This window comes from Proteus faecis (genome assembly GCF_003144395.1).
Lineage (GTDB): Bacteria > Pseudomonadota > Gammaproteobacteria > Enterobacterales > Enterobacteriaceae > Proteus > Proteus faecis.
Genome location: NZ_PENZ01000012.1, coordinates 16867 through 34377, shown reverse-complemented (window position 1 = coordinate 34377; position 17511 = coordinate 16867). Strand labels below are relative to the sequence as shown.

Sequence of the window (17511 nt, the reverse complement as noted above, 5' to 3'; positions counted from 1 at the left end):
GTATTTCCTATATGTATTGTCGTGGGTTTCTATATTTTATCCTTTGAAACTAGGGCTTTTGTCAACCTTTCTACGACTTCATCCTTCATTTTTTGGTTTAATGCCTTATTTTCGCTATCGGTTAATACGAAGAAATCCTCAACACGTTCGCCTATTGTGGTTATTCTGGCACCATGTAATGAAAGTGAAAGATCAGCAAAAACTTTACCAATAATCGCTAATAATCCTGGACGATCTCGTGCAAATAGTTCCATATAGGTGCGCTTATTATGGTTAGAAGCGATAAAGTTAATTTTTGTCGGAACGTCAAAATGGCGTAATTTGGCAGGTAATGAGCGTGTTTTTGCATTGGCGTTATAAGGAGCGGATACAACTTGGATCAGAGCGTTGCGGATTGCATTATACCGATCAATCGCCAGAGGTTTACCATTAGGCTCTAACACAATAAAGGTATCCATAGCCATATTATCGCGGTTAGTAAAAATTTGAGCATTATGGATATTTAAATTACGTCTATCTAATTCGCCTGCAACAGATGCAAAAAGAGAAGGCCTATCAGCACACCAAATAAAGATTTCAGTACCACCATGTTCAGTTTGTTGGCTGATTAGCACCATTGGTTCAGCACTATTATGTTCGATTAATGCAAGAGCATGCCAGGCAATTTGTTCTGGTGTGTGCCGTAAAAAATAGTCGGCATGGCAGCGACCCCAAATTGCTTGTAATTTATCTTCATCAACCTGTTCCATTCGTAAAATAGTTAGTGCTTGCAAACGATGATGGCGAATACGCTCACGTAAATCGGGGATAGAGTGCATACCTTGGCGCAACTGATTTTTTGTTGATAGAAAAAGTTCACGTAATAGGCTCTGTTTCCAGCTGTTCCATAGACTGCTATTGGTTGCACAGATATCTGCAACGGTTAAGCATAAAAGATAACGTAATCGGCTTTCATTTTTTACTTCTGATGCAAACTGAAAAATAATGTCTGGATCTTGTATATCACGTCGTTGCGCTGTAACAGACATAAGTAAGTGATGACTAACAAGCCATTCAACCAAGGCCGACTCTCTCTGATTTAAACCATGTTGCTGAGCAAAGTGAGCAACGTCTTGAGCGCCTAATACGGAGTGATCTCCATGGCGTCCTTTGGCAATATCATGAAAAAGTGCAGCTAAACGTAGTAATTCAAGTTGAGGAAGTTTGGGATAAATATCAACACAAAGTGGATGTTGTTCGTGATTTTCATAAGAACCAAAACTTTCAAGTTTTTGTAAAACACGAATGGTATGTTCATCAACGGTATAGGCATGGAATAAATCAAACTGCATTTGACCTACAATATTATTCCATTGGGGGAAATAAGCCGCCAGTACACTGTGTTTATGCATTGGAACAAATGCTCCAGAAACTGCACGAGGATGGCGTAATATCTGCATAAAAACTTGACGTGCTAGTGGGTACTCACATAAAGGCTGTACTAAGTGTCGGCGAGCGTAACGTAAATGGCGGAGTGTTGTTGAATAAATTCCTGTGATCTCTTTATGCTCAGCCATACGTAAAAAGAGGCGTATAATAGCGATGGGATCATCAAGGAAGCAACTGTCATCAACTACATCAATTAAAGAACCTCTTAGTTGAAATTCATTATCTAAAGGCCGCGGTTTTACATTAGGTTGCAGAGCAAGAATCGCTTCGTCAAAGAGCTGAAGTAACATATCATTTAACTCGCTAACGCGACGCGTTACGCGATAATAATCCTTCATCATTTTTTCAACGGGCTGATTGCCTTCGCCTTGATAGTTTAAAAGTTGAGCAACGTTAAGTTGTCTATCAAACAATAGGCGATTGTCATAGCGAGAAAGCACAAGATGGAGAGCAAAACGAATTTTCCATAATGTGTATTGGCACTCTAATAGTTCTTGTCCTTCAGCCGGTGTTAAAAAGCCAAAGTTGACCATTTCAGATACTGATACAGCACCAAAATGGCGATGTGCGACCCAAATTAGAGTGTGGATATCGCGCAGTCCACCAGGGCTACTTTTTATATCAGGCTCTAGATTATAACTCGTGCTATGGTATCGCTGATGTCTCTGTTTTTGTTCTTCAACTTTTGCAGCAAAAAAATCAGGTGATGGCCAAAATCCTTGGCTAAAAATATGGTTAATTAATTGCTGATAAAGTGAGTTATTCCCACAAATAAGACGGGCTTCTAGTAAGTTTGTTGCAACCGTTAAGTCTGAAAGACCTTCTAAAAGACATTCTTCCATTGTTCTAACACTGGCACCAATTTCAAGGCGTACATCCCACAGTAAAGTAATGAGTGTGCTGACTTTATCTTCAGCCTCTGCTGATAAAGGTGATTCACTTAAAAAGAGAAGATCAATATCAGAAAGCGGATGTAACTCTTGCCTGCCATAACCACCGACAGCAATGATACTAAGGTCTGGGTAATCTGATAGCTGTGTGTAGTGCCACAATTGCGTTAAGAGTTGGTCAATGAAATGGCTACGGGCTTGAAGTAATAAAGCGACATCAACATCATGATGAAAAGCATCTGTTAACCAAGACTGAAATTGTTCGATTGATTGCTTAAGTTCAGCACAATTTAGGGTATTTTCTGTTAGCAAAAAAGGGGAAGGGGGCGGTGTTTGAAATGCGTTTTTATTAGTCATTTTTCGTCTTCTTTCTCAATGTTTGCTTATGACATTAAGACTAATGTTAAAACGATAACCTGACTAGTAATTCTGCTATTTCATAGCAAATAAAATAAAAAAAGCGACAGATCTCGGAAAAATATGTCGCTTTTACATTTCTAACTCAAAAGAAGCTTACTCGTTGATTAATACCGCAGAAATAAATGGTTCTTCTTCTTTGCGTAATGTCATGATTTCACAACCATTATCGGTAACAACTAACGTATGTTCGTATTGCGCTGACCAACCTCTGTCTTTAGTTTTAACAGTCCAGCCATCTTTCATGGTGCGAATACGGTAATCACCTGTGTTTACCATTGGTTCGATGGTGAATGCCATACCTTTTTGCAACACTACACCGCTATCGTCTGCATCGTAGTGTAGAACTTGAGGCTCTTCATGGAATCCTTCACCAATACCATGACCGCAATATTCGCGAACAACAGAATAGTCATGACCTTCAACAAATTTTTGAATTGCTTTGCCAAGTTCACGTAAGCGAATACCCGGTTTAACCATTTTAATGGCAAGGTAGAGGCTTTCTTGGGTGATACGACATAAACGTTCACCTTGTATTGTTGGTTTACCTACGATAAACATTTTTGAGGTATCGCCATGAAAACCCTCTTTAATGACCGTAACATCAATATTAACGATATCGCCATCTTTCAGGATTTTTTCTTCGCTAGGAATACCATGACAAATCACATCGTTAACCGAAATACAGACTGATTTAGGAAAACCATGATAGTTAAGGCAAGCAGGAATAGCCTGTTGTGTGTTAACAATATGTTCATGACAAATACGGTCTAATTCAGCGGTGTTTACGCCAGGTTTTACGAACGGTGCGATAATTTCAAGAACTTCTGCCGCAAGACGGCCTGCGACGCGCATTTTTTGAATATCTTCTTCTGTCTTGATTACAATAGCCATTTGAGTTCTTCGTCTAGATTAAAAGCCACAATACGAACTAGATAACACATTTTGTTGTATTCTTATGTTCTATTGCAGGTTAAATGAATGATGATAAGAAATAATTCTGATTACCATTTATGATATCAGCAGAAAGTAAGTGTGCCAATAAAGAGGATATGTGCAATCTGTCTGATATCGAGAATAATGACGAACATTACGCCTTCTTAATCTTATTGTCTTTACATATTGCGCTTTTCTATTTGGTGATTTTCTAGCAAATTGATATTAGAGCAATATTTTTCATCATTGTGTTAATCTCGCTTTTTTCTTTGTCGATATGATGCGTTTTTATGTCAAATAAGCCTGTAGCAAACGTAAGTAATAGTGGTTTCCTGAGGTTATTTATGGTATAAAGCGCGCCGGAGTTCTGGTATTGCATCACACGGTGAGTAATAGCAGTAAATCTGAAACATTCAATTGTGTTAATTACACACACAAATCGGCACATAACGCCGGGGTGCTCTTATGTAAAGGTTCTAACCTTTACAGCTGATGAGTCGGTCGTATGGGATTTGTGGACGAAATAACCCCAAATTTAAATTTATAGAGGTCTAAAATGGCAACTGTTTCAATGCGCGATATGCTGCAAGCTGGTGTTCACTTCGGTCACCAAACTCGTTACTGGAATCCAAAAATGAAACCATTCATCTTTGGTGCGCGTAACAAAGTTCATATCATTAACTTGGAAAAAACTGTTCCAATGTTCAATGAAGCGTTGGTTGAACTGAACAAAATTGCTTCTCGTAAAGGCAAAATCCTGTTTGTTGGTACTAAGCGCTCTGCCGTTGAAGCTGTTAAAGAAGCAGCAGAAAGCTGTGACCAGTTTTATGTAAACCACCGCTGGTTAGGCGGTATGCTGACTAACTGGAAAACTGTTCGTCAGTCAATTAAACGCCTGAAAGATTTAGAATCACAATCTCAGGACGGTACTTTTGACAAACTGACCAAGAAAGAAGCGTTAATGCGTTCTCGTGAACTTGGTAAGTTAGAAAACAGCCTGGGTGGTATCAAAGACATGGGCGGTTTACCTGACGCTCTGTTTGTTATCGATGCTGAACACGAACACATTGCTATCAAAGAAGCAAACAACCTGGGTATTCCAGTATTTGCTATCGTTGATACTAACTCTGATCCGGATGGTATCGACTTCATTATCCCTGGTAATGACGATGCAATCCGTGCGGTTAAATTATATCTGACCGCTGCAGCTACAGCTGTTCGTGAAGGTCGTTCTCAAGATCTGGCTGTTCAGGCTGAAGAAGGCTTAGTCGAAGCTGAATAATAAGGCATGCTCGTAAGAGCCCTTATTTAACCAGGTATTGCTATATATTGGTTAGGGGGCCTCAATAGGCCCCCTTTACACATCTGCTATGAGAACATCTATGGTTAGCCCATAGAAAAGTCGAGGAAGAAACAAATGTCTGGAATTACCGCTGCATTGGTAAAAGAACTGCGTGAACGTACTGGCGCAGGCATGATGGAATGTAAAAAAGCGCTGGTTGAAGCTAATGGTGATATCGAATTAGCAATCGACAACATGCGTAAATCAGGTCAAGCTAAAGCGGCTAAAAAAGCAGGCCGTGTTGCTGCTGAAGGTATCATCCTTGCAGAAGTTGCTGCTGATGGTAAATTCGGCGCGCTGGTTGAACTGAACTGTGAAACAGACTTCGTTGCTAAAGATGCTGGTTTCATCGCTTTCGGTAAAGAAGTTATGGCTGCTGTATTAGCAGACAAAACTGATGATATCGATGCTCTGAAAGCTAAATTCGAAGAAGCACGTACTGCATTAGTTGCTAAAATCGGTGAAAACATCAACATTCGTCGTGTTGCTGTATTAGAAGCTGAAGAATTAGGTACTTACCTACACGGTGCTCGTATTGGTGTTTTAGTTTCAGCTAAAGGCGCTAACGAAGAACTGATCAAACACATTGCTATGCACATTGCTGCAAGCAAACCAGAATATGTTCGTCCTGAAGATGTTCCTGCTGATGTTGTTGAACATGAGCACCAAATTCAGATGGATATCGCAATGCAATCAGGTAAACCACGTGAAATCGCAGAAAAAATGGTTATCGGTCGCATGAACAAATTCACCGGTGAGATTTCTCTGACTGGTCAGCATTTCGTAATGGATCCAAGCAAAACTGTTGGTGAACTGCTGAAAGAAAACAATGCTGATGTTATCAACTTCGTTCGTTTCGAAGTTGGTGAAGGTATTGAGAAAGTTGAAGCTGATTTCGCAGCAGAAGTTGCTGCAATGAGCAAATAATAACGCTTAGCGTTAACAGAACCGCCTAATGGCGGTTCTGTTTTGTTGTAATCTCCATTGGCTGTTTGCTTTTTTGATAAAAAGAGAAGCTATCTAAAACCTCCAATTAACTAATCTGCTTAGGACAGAACACCATGGCTACCAATGCAAAACCTGTATATCAGCGAATTTTATTAAAGCTGAGTGGCGAAGCCCTGCAAGGCGCAGAAGGTTTCGGTATCGATGCGAGCGTACTTGATCGCATGGCTCAGGAAATCAAAGAACTCGTTGAATTAGGTATACAAGTCGGTGTCGTAATTGGCGGTGGTAACTTGTTCCGTGGCGCGGGTTTAGCTGCGGCAGGTATGAACCGTGTTGTGGGTGACCACATGGGAATGCTCGCGACAGTAATGAATGGTTTAGCAATGCGTGATTCATTGCACCGTGCTTATGTAAACGCACGTCTTATGTCTGCATTTCCACTCAATGGTGTCTGCGATAACTACAGTTGGGCAGAAGCAATTAGCTTATTACGCCACGGTCGAGTTGTTATTTTCTCGGCTGGTACAGGTAACCCATTCTTTACTACCGATTCAGCTGCGTGTTTACGTGGTATTGAAATTGAAGCTGACGTTGTATTAAAAGCAACGAAAGTGGACGGCGTTTATTCTGCCGATCCAACCAAAGATCCTGATGCAATACTTTATGAAACACTGACTTATCAGGATGTATTAGAACGTGAATTGAAAGTCATGGATCTTGCTGCATTCACATTAGCCCGAGATCATAATTTACCTATCCGCGTATTCAATATGAATAAACCGGGTGCATTACGTCGGGTTGTAATGGGTGAAAGTGAAGGAACTTTGATTTCTCACGCTTAATACACAGAGACAACGGTATAATTTGGCGTTAACATCTAGAATACGCCAATTTATTTATGTCGGTATGATTTTATATCGACTGGAAGATAACCAGTTCCCAAGGGTTTATAACGTGATTAATGAAATCAAAAAAGATGCTCAAGAACGCATGGATAAAAGCGTTGAAGCACTAAAAAGCCAGATTAATAAAGTTCGTACTGGTCGTGCGTCTCCTAGCCTTTTAGATGGCATTGTAGTTGAATACTACGGAGCGCCAACTCCATTAAACCAAGTTGCTAACGTTGTTGCAGAAGATGGCCGTACACTGGCGATCACTGTATTCGATCGTACTTTAGCACCGGCTGTTGAAAAAGCGATTATGGCATCAGATTTAGGTTTAAATCCTTCATCTGCTGGCGCCATTATCCGCGTTCCACTGCCTCCATTAACTGAAGAACGTCGTAAAGACTTAATCAAAGTTGTTCGTGGTGATGCAGAACAAGGTCGCGTTTCTATTCGTAATATCCGTCGTGATGCTAACGATAAAGTAAAAGCATTACTAAAAGATAAAGAAATTAGCGAAGATGATGAACGCCGTTCACAAGATGACATTCAGAAATTAACTGATATGTTCATTAAAAAAATTGATGATGCATTAGCGCTGAAAGAAGCAGAGTTAATGGAATTCTAAATTTTATATCTTTTTTCGATAATGCCGCTTTTTAGCGGCATTATTTTTAATTATTTATTTGAAAATTCGTGCTTAATACCTTCTTTTGTCACATTATTTATTAAAGTTTTTATCTTTAATCCTCATTTACCTTGTCATACTGATATAATTCTCTTTAATTAAAACGTTGTAGACATACTGATTGATTAATAAATGAAACAAATAACTATATTAGGCTCAACAGGATCTATCGGAACTAGTACTCTTTCCGTCATTGAAAATAATCCTGGTGAGTATCAGGTTCTTGCTTTAGTAGCAGGAAAAAATGCAGACAAGATGGCGCAACAGTGTCTTACTTTCCAGCCTAAATACGCTGTGATGTCTGATGAGAAAAGCGCAAAACAACTTAAACAGTTACTCGCCAATACATCGTGCAAAACCGAAATCTTATCTGGTTCTCATGCAATTAATGAAATTGCTGCTCTTGATGAAGCTGATCAAGTGATGTCTGCTATAACCGGTGTTGCAGGATTAAAACCGACACTTGCAGCCATTGAAAAAGGTAAAAGAATTCTATTAGCAAATAAAGAATCACTAATAACTAGTGGGCGACTTTTCTTTGATGCGGTTGCTAAATATGGCGCGACAATTTTACCCATTGATAGCGAACATAATGCAATTTATCAAAGCTTACCTAAAACTATTCAAGAAAATCTAGGCCATGCCTCTTTAGCTAATGAAGGTGTGACGAGCATTTTGTTAACAGGCTCTGGCGGGCCATTTCGCTATACACCATTAGAAGAATTGGAAATGATGACACCAGATCAAGCGTGTGCGCATCCAAATTGGTCTATGGGACGTAAAATTTCAGTTGATTCTGCAACGATGATGAATAAAGGGCTTGAGTATATTGAGGCTCGTTATTTTTTTAATGCTTCCGAAGAAGAAATGGAAGTCATTATTCATCCACAATCTGTCATTCATTCAATGGTTCGCTATCGCGATGGCAGTATTATTGCTCAAATTGGTGAACCTGATATGAGAACACCAATTGCGTACTCAATGGCTTACCCTCATCGAACTCAATCTGGTGCAAAAGCATTAGATTTCTTTGAGATTCAATCTCTAGAATTTATTCGTCCAGATTACCAACGTTACCCTTGTTTAGCGCTTGCTATTGAAGCATCAAAACGTGGGCAAGCGGCGACAACAGTGTTAAATGCAGCTAATGAAGTGGTTGTTGATGCATTTTTACACGAAAAAGTGAAGTTTACTGATATTGCTAAAATTAATCGCAAAGTTGTTGAACATTTCGACCTATCAGAGCCTCAAAGTATTAATGATGTTCTAGAAATTGATAAATTAGCAAGATTAGAAACTCATCAGATAATCACTCAATTTGTATAATGGTGATTATATTTAATATAGGGTGTTTGTTCGTCTTTCTGGCTAATGGTATAGTTGCCGAATCACTAAAGACAATAATGAAAATTAACAGTTCATTACTAAAGCTATTGCTTTAGCAACTTTGAGGCTTTGCCAAAGGCCGTGGGTGTCACGGTTTTTTTTTTGTGCATAGGTTATCCGAAGAGGACTGTCTGTATCAGTATCAGATTAGCAAAGGGTTAAATTGAGTGAACTTATCCAGTGACGATTCATCCGCATCAAAACCAAAGCATGTTGCTATTATTATGGATGGCAATGGACGTTGGGCTAAAAAGCAAGGGAAACTCCGAGTAACGGGGCATCGCGCGGGAATTAAAGCAGTTCGGGATGCGGTTAGCTTTTCCGTAAAACACAAAATTGAATCACTAACGTTATATGCATTTAGTAGCGAAAACTGGAATAGACCAGAGCAGGAAGTGAGTTCTCTCATGGAGTTATTTGTTTTTGCTTTAGATAACGAAGTGAAGAGCCTTCATAAACATAATGTTAAATTGACTGTCATTGGTGATATCAGCCGTTTTAGTCGTCGTTTACAAGACCGAATTAAAAGTTCTGTGGCACTCACTGCGAATAATACAGGACTTAATTTAAATATTGCGGCTAATTATGGTGGTCGATGGGATATTACTCAAAGTGTAAAACAATTAGCGACATCCCTCGCAAAAGGGGAAATTAGCCTCGAAGATATTAATGAAAATGCAATATCCTCACATCTTTGCTTGCATAATCAGCCTGATGTCGATCTTGTTATTCGTACAGGTGGTGAGCATCGTATAAGTAATTTTCTTATTTGGCAGATTGCTTATGCTGAGCTTTATTTTACACAGGTTTTATGGCCTGATTTTGATGAACAAGTTTTTCAGAATGCACTAGATGCTTTTGCTAAACGGGAAAGACGTTTCGGTGGTACTACATCAGAAACAGATACTATAAATCTGGGAGGATAACTTGCTTAAGTATCGTGTCATCACCGCATTAATTTTAATCCCTATTGTTATTGCTGCACTATTTCTACTTCCTCCGGTAGGTTTTGGATTGGTCATTATCGCAATATCAGGCTTAGCGGGGTGGGAATGGGCACAATTTATTGGCTGGCATTCTCAAGGTAAACGTATTGCGACAGGGATCGGTTTTGCTGCATTGTTACTCGTTATGCAGTTTTCTTTACCTAATTTTGACCATCTACTAGACACTCCAATGATAAAAAATGGTTTGTGGGCGGGCTTAATTTGGTGGGTAGCTGCAATTTTATTAGTTGTAAGTTATCCGAATTCAGCCAATATGTGGAAAAATTCAGTTTTTATTAAGCTATTGTTCGGTATATTGACGATTGTTCCTTTTTATTGTGGCATGATGGCGCTACGTATGTTGGGTTATAACACCGACACTTATACTGGTGCATGGTGGTTATTGTATGTCATGTTATTAGTTTGGGCGGCTGATTCTGGTGCTTATGCTTTCGGTCGTTTAATGGGTAAACATAAAATGGCGCCTAAAGTATCACCAGGTAAAACCCTCGAGGGGTTAGTTGGTGGTTTGATTACAGCTGGTGTGGCATCGTGGTTGTTTACTTATTTTTCACCAGTGACTGAAGTACCCGACAACTTGTTATTAATATCTGGCATTGTTGTTATCGTATCGGTATTTGGCGATCTAGCAGAAAGCATGTTTAAACGTGTTTCTGGTATTAAAGACAGTAGCCAATTGATACCGGGGCATGGCGGTGTACTTGATAGAATTGATAGTTTGACTGCGGCTATCCCAGTATTTGCAGGATTGGTCTTTCTGATTTCTTCTGGCTTTAAACTATAAAGGTAAGTAATGGGTATCCTGTGGAATCTTGCCGCGTTTATTATCGTTTTAGGTATTTTAATTACGGTACATGAGTTTGGGCATTTTTGGGTAGCTAGGCGCTGTGGTATCTATGTCGAGCGTTTTTCTATTGGTTTTGGAAAAGCAATTTGGCGAAAAGTAGATAAACATGGCACTGAATTTGTTATCGCATGGATACCCTTGGGTGGCTATGTAAAAATGTTAGATGAAAGAGTCGCTGAGGTTGCACCTGAGCGTCGTCATCTTGCATTTAATAATAAAACAGTTGGTCAACGTGCTGCGGTTGTTGCTGCAGGACCTATTGCTAACTTTTTGTTAGCGATAGTCGCCTATTGGATTGTTTTTATGATAGGTGTGCCTGCATTAAAGCCTATAATTGCAGACATTCGTCCGAATTCTATCGCAGAACAAGCAAAATTAACGCCAGGAATGGAACTAAAATCTGTTGCAGGTATCGAAACGCCTGATCAGAATGCAGTTCGTTTAGCATTAGTTAGTAACATTGGAGCCAAAGAGGTTTCATTCGTTGTTTCAGATCCAAATTCTCTTTCTGATAGTGAGAATATACTGAATTTACAACAATGGAACTTTGATCCGGAAAAACAAGATCCTATCTTGTCTTTAGGGATAATGCCTGTTGGCGCACGGTTAGACTCAAAGATTATTGACGTTACGGCAGGTTCTGCTGCTGAAAAAGCGGGTTTACAGGCAGGGGATCGTATCGTTAAAGTTGATGGTCAGCCAATTGATGTATGGCATCCATTTACTTATTTTGTTCGACAAAGTCCCAATAAAGTTTTGGCTCTTCTTGTTGAACGCAACGGCTCGTCGTTGACATTGAATATTACACCGACAGCTGTTGTACTGAAAGATGGCACTGAAGTAGGGCAAGTTGGTGCGCAATTGCAAATATTACCTCCTGATGAGCAATATTTGATAATGCAACAATACAACCCATTTTCGGCGCTCTATGAAGCATCTGATAAAACATGGCAGTTGATGGGGTTAACTGTCAAAATGATTGGCAAGTTAGTCGTAGGTGATGTCAAATTAACTAATCTTAGTGGACCAGTTTCTATCGCAAAAGGCGCAGGAATGTCTGCTGATTCTGGTTTTATTTATTATTTGATGTTTATGGCGCTTATCAGTGTCAATTTGGGGATCATTAACTTGTTTCCCCTGCCTGTCTTAGATGGCGGGCACCTGCTTTTCCTGGTTATCGAAAAGATAAAGGGAGGGCCGGTATCTGAGCGTGTACAAGATTTCTGTTATCGTATTGGTATTATGGCACTAATGCTTTTAATGGGACTTGCACTTTTCAATGATTTCTCTCGCTTATAATTGATAAGCAGGGACCGGTTAGGAAAACACAAAACAACGATGGCGATGAAAAAGTTGCTTATAGCGTCGCTGCTGCTGGGCAGCGCCACTGCATACGGTTCAGACGGATTCGTAGTTCAGGACATTCAATTTGAAGGTCTTCAACGCGTCGCCGTTGGTGCAGCATTACTGAACATGCCTGTCCGGGTTGGAGACTCGGTCGGTAATGATGATATCAGCCGAACTATCCGTTCATTATTTGCGACAGGAAACTTTGATGATGTTCGTGTCCTGCGTGACGGAAATACTCTGATTGTTCAAGTAAAAGAGCGTCCAACTATTGCCAGCATTACTTTCTCTGGTAACAAAGCAATCAAGGAAGAGATGCTAAAACAGAACCTTGATGCTTCTAACATTCGTATTGGTGAAACACTTGACCGTACAATGCTTGCAAATATCGAGAAAGGACTTGAAGATTTCTATTATAGTGTTGGTAAATATAATGCAACGGTAAAAGTGGTTGTTACACCTCTTCCTCGTAACCGTGTTGACTTAAAACTCGTGTTTGCAGAGGGGGTTTCAGCAACTATTCAGCAAATCAACATTGTTGGTAATAAAGCGTTTTCTACTGCTGAGTTGGTTAACCGTTTCCAATTACGTGACGATGTTCCTTGGTGGAACTTAGCGGCTGATGAAAAATATCAGAAGCAAAAACTGGCTGGTGACTTAGAAACATTAAGAAGTTTCTATCTTGATCGCGGTTATGCACGTTTTGATATTGAATCGACAAATGTCAGTTTAACGCCAGACAAAAAAGGAATTTACATTACCATTAACCTGAAAGAAGGTGATAAATATACAGTAGAAAATACTGAAATCAATGGTAATACAGCGGGTTACACTAAACAGATCGAAGATCTTATCGAAATTACGCCGGGCTCTCTTTATAATGGTGCGCAAGTCACTAAAACAGAAAATGATATTAAAAATCTGTTAGGTCGTTATGGATATGCTTATCCTCGCGTTATGACAAGCCCTGAAATTAATGATGAAAATAAAACCGTGAAACTGCATGTAAATGTAGATGCAGGAAACCGTTTCTATGTTCGTCAAGTACGTTTCGCAGGCAATGACATCACTAAAGACTCAGTTTTACGCCGTGAAATGCGTCAAATGGAAGGTGCATGGTTAGGTAGTGATTTAGTTGAACAAGGTAAAGAGCGTTTAAATCGTTTAGGTTATTTCGAAACGGTTGAAACCGAAACTCAGCGTATTCCTGGTTCTCCTGATCAGGTCGATATTGTTTATCGCGTAAAAGAACGTAACACTGGTTCTCTTAACTTTGGTGTCGGTTTCGGTACTGAAAGTGGTGTGAGCTTCCAAGTGGGGGTTACTCAAGATAACTGGTTAGGTACGGGTAACGCAGTTGCTATTAATGCGAGTAAAAATGATTACTCAACTTACGCAGAATTATCTGTTACTGACCCATACTTTACCGTTAATGGCGTGAGTTTAGGCGGTCGAGTTTTCTATAATGACTTCCGCGCTAATGATGCCGATTTATCAGGCTATACCAATAAATCTTATGGTGTAGATGGTACATTAGGCTTCCCAATTAATGAATATAACTCAGCACGTCTTGGCTTAGGCTATACTCACAATGGTCTGTCACGAATGGATCCTCAAGTTGCAATGTGGCGTTACCTTGAAAGTATGGGGGAAAATCCAGCACTTGATAAACGTGAATCCTTTAACGCGGATGACTATACGGTTAGCCTTGGTTGGACATTTAATAACTTAAACAAAGGCTTCTTCCCGACATCAGGTGTGAGAAGCAACTTAAGTGGACGTGTGACTGTACCTGGCTCTGACAACAAGTACTATAAAGTGACTTGGGACGGTATGGCGTATTACCCAATTGATGAAAAAGAATCTTGGGTAACCTTGTTTAAAGGTCGTTTAGGCTACGGTGATGGTTTTGGTGGTAAAGAATTACCATTCTATGAAAACTTCTATGCCGGTGGTTCTGGTACAGTTCGTGGTTTCCGTTCAAATAATATCGGTCCTAAAGCTGTTTATTTAAATGAAAAGGGGCATGAAGGAAAACCATATTTATCAAGTGATGCGGTTGGTGGTAATGCCATGGCAGTGGCAAGTTTTGAACTGATCACTCCAACCCCATTTGTGGATGATAAATATTCATCGTCAGTCAGAACCTCTATGTTTGTTGATGCGGGTACAGTGTGGGATACCAATTGGAATAGCACTAATTCTAATTGGACCGCAGGTATGCCTGATTTTGGTAAAGCAAGTAATATACGTGTTTCAACTGGTGTTGCGTTACAATGGTTATCTCCTTTAGGTCCATTAGTATTCTCTTATGCTAAGCCAATAAAAGATTACGAAGGCGATAAATCAGAACAATTCCAGTTTAATATTGGTAGAACGTGGTAGCGATGTAAGTAAAGTTGATGCCTTATTTCACAATGCTGAAAAAGGCATCCGATTTCTGACAAAAATTATTTTTGGTTTTAAGGAGTTTAATCGTGAAAAAATTGTTATGTGCCGCTGCCTTAGGAATGGCATTGACCATGTCAGCAGGTGTTCAAGCTGCGGATAAAGTCGGTGTTGTGAACATCGGTCAAGTTCTCCAACAAATTCCTAACCGTGATGCGGTAGAGAAACAATTGGAAAATGAATTCAAATCACGTGACACTGAATTGCAGAACTTAGGTAAAGCATTACAGACCGCTGTTGAGAAATATCAAAAAGATGCACCAACTATGAATGCAACACAACGTGCAAATACAGAGAAAGATCTGGTTGCTAAACGTGAAGCATATGCACAAAAAGCACAAGCTTTTGAGCAAGACTTCAGCCGCCGTCAAGCTGAAGAGCGTAACAAAATCATGAAACGTGTATTAGACGCTGTTGATGTAGTAGCGAAGAAAGAAGGCTATGATGTGATCCTTGATGCTAACACTGTACCTTATTTCGCAGATGGTAAAGATATTACTGCTCAGGTTCAAAAACAGGTTAAATAATAGATGTTTTCAATTCGATTAGCTGATCTTGCTCAGCAGTTGAATGCACAGTTACACGGCGATGGTGATATCACTATCGCCGGTCTTGCTTCAATGAGCTTAGCAAATAGCGAACAAATTACATTTCTTTCCGATAGTCGCTATCGTGAAAAATTAAGTGAATGTCAGGCAGCTGCTGTTGTATTAACAGAAGCTGATCTTCCATTTTGCCCGGTTGCTGCACTTGTAGTGAAAAACCCGTATCTAGCCTATGCACAAATGGCACAGATTATGGATACAACACCGAAGCCAGCACAGGATATTCACCCAAGTGCTGTTATTTCACCTGACGCTAAGTTAGGAAAAAATGTATCAGTGGGGGCAAACGCCGTTATCGAATCGGATGTTATCCTTGGTGATAATGTTGTGATTGGTGCCGGTTGTTTTGTGGGTAAAAAAGCACATATTGGCGATAATAGCCGTTTATGGGCAAATGTATCTGTTTATCATGAAGTTATCATTGGTAAAGATTGTTTGATTCAATCAGGCACTGTGATTGGTTCAGATGGTTTTGGTTATGCTAATGAACGTGGTAATTGGATCAAAATTCCACAATTAGGTTCAGTCGTGATTGGTGATCGCGTTGAAATCGGTGCATGCACTACAATCGACCGAGGCGCATTAGATAACACAGTTATCGGTAATGGTGTTATCATTGATAACCAGTGCCAAATCGCACATAACGTCATTATTGGTGATAATACCGCTGTTGCTGGTGGTGTCATCATGGCGGGTAGCCTGAAAATAGGCCGCTATTGTATGATTGGTGGAGCAAGTGTTATCAATGGTCACATGGAGATCTGTGATAAAGTCACGGTAACAGGTATGGGTATGGTAATGCGTCCTATCACTGAGCCGGGTGTTTATTCTTCAGGAATTCCGCTGCAATCGAATAAAGCATGGCGTAAAACCGCAGCTCTTGTGTTGCGAATTGATGAAATGCAAAAAAGGCTCAAGTCGCTTGAACGTCAAGTAGAAAGTAGCGACAAGTAACAATATACGTCATTGACGGAATGTTACCCATTTTGCGACCTGCGGGTTAACTCACTTTTTGAGTCACAGCAGGTCGTGTCATTATTAATTAGACTCAGTTTTATTAGACAGGAAGAGTATTGCAATGAGTGAGAATCATACTCTGCAAATCGAAGAAATTTTAGATTTACTTCCACACCGTTACCCATTTTTATTGGTTGATCGTGTCCTTGATTTTGAAGAAAAGAAATTTCTAAGAGCAGTAAAAAATGTATCTTTTAATGAGCCTTTCTTTCAAGGTCACTTTCCAGGAAAACCCATTTTCCCTGGCGTGCTTATCCTCGAAGCCATGGCTCAGGCAACGGGTATTTTAGCATTCAAAAGCGTAGGAAAGCTGGAACCTGGTGAACTCTACTATTTTGCTGCTATTGACGGTGCTCGCTTTAAACGTCCTGTCTTACCTGGGGATCAAATGATCCTAGAAGTAGAATTCATTAAAGAACGTCGTGGTGTTGCTCGCTTTAAAGGCGTCGCTAAAGTTGATGGGGAAATTGCTTGCGAAGCTGAAATGATGTGTGCTCGCCGCCGTGAGGTCTAGCCTATGATAGATAAATCCGCAGTAATTCACCCTTCCTCTATTATTGAAGAGGGTGCGGTAATCGGTGCTAATGTTCGCATTGGCCCTTTTTGTGTCATTGGAGCTAATGTTGAGATTGGTGAAGGTACTGATATCAAATCTCACGTTGTTATTAATGGGCACACACGTATTGGCCGAGATAATCAGATTTATCAATTTACTTCTATCGGTGAAGTGAATCAGGATCTGAAATATCGTGGTGAACCAACGCAAGTCATTATTGGTGATCGAAACCTTATTCGCGAAAGTGTGACTATCCATCGTGGAACAACCCAAGGTGGCAACATCACAAAAATTGGTAACGATAACCTATTGATGATTAATACCCACGTCGCACATGATTGTATCATTGGTGATCGTTGTATTATTGCAAATAACGGCACACTGGGTGGTCACGTTATTTTAGGTGATTTTGTGATTATCGGTGGTATGAGTGCAGTGCATCAGTTTTGCCAAATTGGCTCTCATGTGATGGTCGGTGGATGTTCAGGCGTGGCACAAGATGTTCCTCCTTTTGTTATTGCACAAGGAAACCATGCGACTCCTTATGGGCTGAATATTGAAGGGTTAAAACGCAGAGGTTTTGCTAAAGAAGATCTTCATGCAATTCGTAATGCTTACAAAGTCCTTTACCGTAGTGGTAAAACTCTGGAAGAAGCGCGTGAAGAAATCGGACAATTGGTTGCTGATAATAATAATCCGCATGTCAAACTGTTCAGTGATTTTCTGGAAAACTCAGCAAAATCTAACCGCGGCATCATTCGCTAA

The 17511-nt window shown here is 40.0% G+C and carries 15 protein-coding genes; 13 read left to right on the top strand and 2 right to left on the bottom strand.

All coding sequences use genetic code 11. The features are described from left to right. Nucleotides 1-29: 29 nt before the first annotated feature. Nucleotides 30-2675, bottom strand: a complete 2646-nt coding sequence (gene glnD / locus DK858_RS03085; RefSeq protein WP_109396179.1) for a bifunctional uridylyltransferase/uridylyl-removing protein GlnD — start codon at nt 2673-2675, stop codon at nt 30-32. 156 nt (nt 2676-2831) lie between these two features. Continuing rightward, nucleotides 2832-3629 (bottom strand): type I methionyl aminopeptidase, encoded by a 798-nt coding sequence (gene map / locus DK858_RS03080; RefSeq protein WP_109396178.1) that lies wholly within the window; start codon nt 3627-3629, stop codon nt 2832-2834. Between the two features lie 598 nt (nt 3630-4227). On the opposite strand from map, the gene rpsB reads away from it, so the two are divergent. The 13 genes from rpsB to lpxA all read left to right on the top strand — a co-directional run bounded on the left by rpsB (nt 4228) and on the right by lpxA (nt 17511). After that, on the top strand, nt 4228-4953 hold the full coding sequence (gene rpsB, locus DK858_RS03075) for a 30S ribosomal protein S2 (RefSeq protein WP_023582712.1): 726 nt from the start codon (nt 4228-4230) through the stop codon (nt 4951-4953). A gap of 135 nt (nt 4954-5088) precedes the next feature. Further along, complete coding sequence (gene tsf / locus DK858_RS03070; RefSeq protein ID WP_109396177.1) at nt 5089-5940, top strand: translation elongation factor Ts; 852 nt, start codon at nt 5089-5091, stop codon at nt 5938-5940. Between the two features lie 134 nt (nt 5941-6074). Beyond that, nucleotides 6075-6803, top strand: coding sequence for a UMP kinase (pyrH, locus tag DK858_RS03065; RefSeq protein ID WP_109396176.1), 729 nt, complete (start codon nt 6075-6077; stop codon nt 6801-6803). 112 nt (nt 6804-6915) lie between these two features. After that, a complete protein-coding gene (gene frr, locus DK858_RS03060) occupies nt 6916-7473 on the top strand; it encodes a ribosome recycling factor (protein WP_036913811.1) in 558 nt (185 codons plus the stop codon). 192 nt (nt 7474-7665) lie between these two features. After that, nucleotides 7666-8859: a 1-deoxy-D-xylulose-5-phosphate reductoisomerase gene (ispC, locus tag DK858_RS03055; RefSeq protein WP_109396175.1), complete on the top strand. Its 1194-nt coding sequence runs from the start codon at nt 7666-7668 to the stop codon at nt 8857-8859. Nucleotides 8860-9143: 284 nt separating this feature from the next. Further along, nucleotides 9144-9845 carry a polyprenyl diphosphate synthase gene (gene uppS, locus DK858_RS03050; RefSeq protein WP_023582707.1) on the top strand — a complete coding sequence of 234 codons (702 nt, stop codon included), beginning with the start codon at nt 9144-9146 and terminating at the stop codon, nt 9843-9845. Nucleotide 9846: 1 nt separating this feature from the next. Then, nucleotides 9847-10710: a phosphatidate cytidylyltransferase gene (cdsA, locus tag DK858_RS03045; protein WP_109396174.1), complete on the top strand. Its 864-nt coding sequence runs from the start codon at nt 9847-9849 to the stop codon at nt 10708-10710. 9 nt (nt 10711-10719) lie between these two features. Further along, nucleotides 10720-12072 (top strand): sigma E protease regulator RseP, encoded by a 1353-nt coding sequence (gene rseP, locus DK858_RS03040; RefSeq protein ID WP_109396173.1) that lies wholly within the window; start codon nt 10720-10722, stop codon nt 12070-12072. Between the two features lie 39 nt (nt 12073-12111). Next, nucleotides 12112-14505: an outer membrane protein assembly factor BamA gene (gene bamA / locus DK858_RS03035; RefSeq protein ID WP_109396172.1), complete on the top strand. Its 2394-nt coding sequence runs from the start codon at nt 12112-12114 to the stop codon at nt 14503-14505. Nucleotides 14506-14597: 92 nt separating this feature from the next. Next, nucleotides 14598-15095 (top strand): OmpH family outer membrane protein, encoded by a 498-nt coding sequence (locus DK858_RS03030; protein WP_109396171.1) that lies wholly within the window; start codon nt 14598-14600, stop codon nt 15093-15095. Between the two features lie 3 nt (nt 15096-15098). Continuing rightward, nucleotides 15099-16127, top strand: a complete 1029-nt coding sequence (gene lpxD / locus DK858_RS03025; protein ID WP_109396170.1) for a UDP-3-O-(3-hydroxymyristoyl)glucosamine N-acyltransferase — start codon at nt 15099-15101, stop codon at nt 16125-16127. Nucleotides 16128-16251: 124 nt separating this feature from the next. Further along, nucleotides 16252-16704, top strand: coding sequence for a 3-hydroxyacyl-ACP dehydratase FabZ (gene fabZ, locus DK858_RS03020; protein WP_006535887.1), 453 nt, complete (start codon nt 16252-16254; stop codon nt 16702-16704). Between the two features lie 3 nt (nt 16705-16707). After that, nucleotides 16708-17511: an acyl-ACP--UDP-N-acetylglucosamine O-acyltransferase gene (lpxA, locus tag DK858_RS03015; protein WP_109396169.1), complete on the top strand. Its 804-nt coding sequence runs from the start codon at nt 16708-16710 to the stop codon at nt 17509-17511.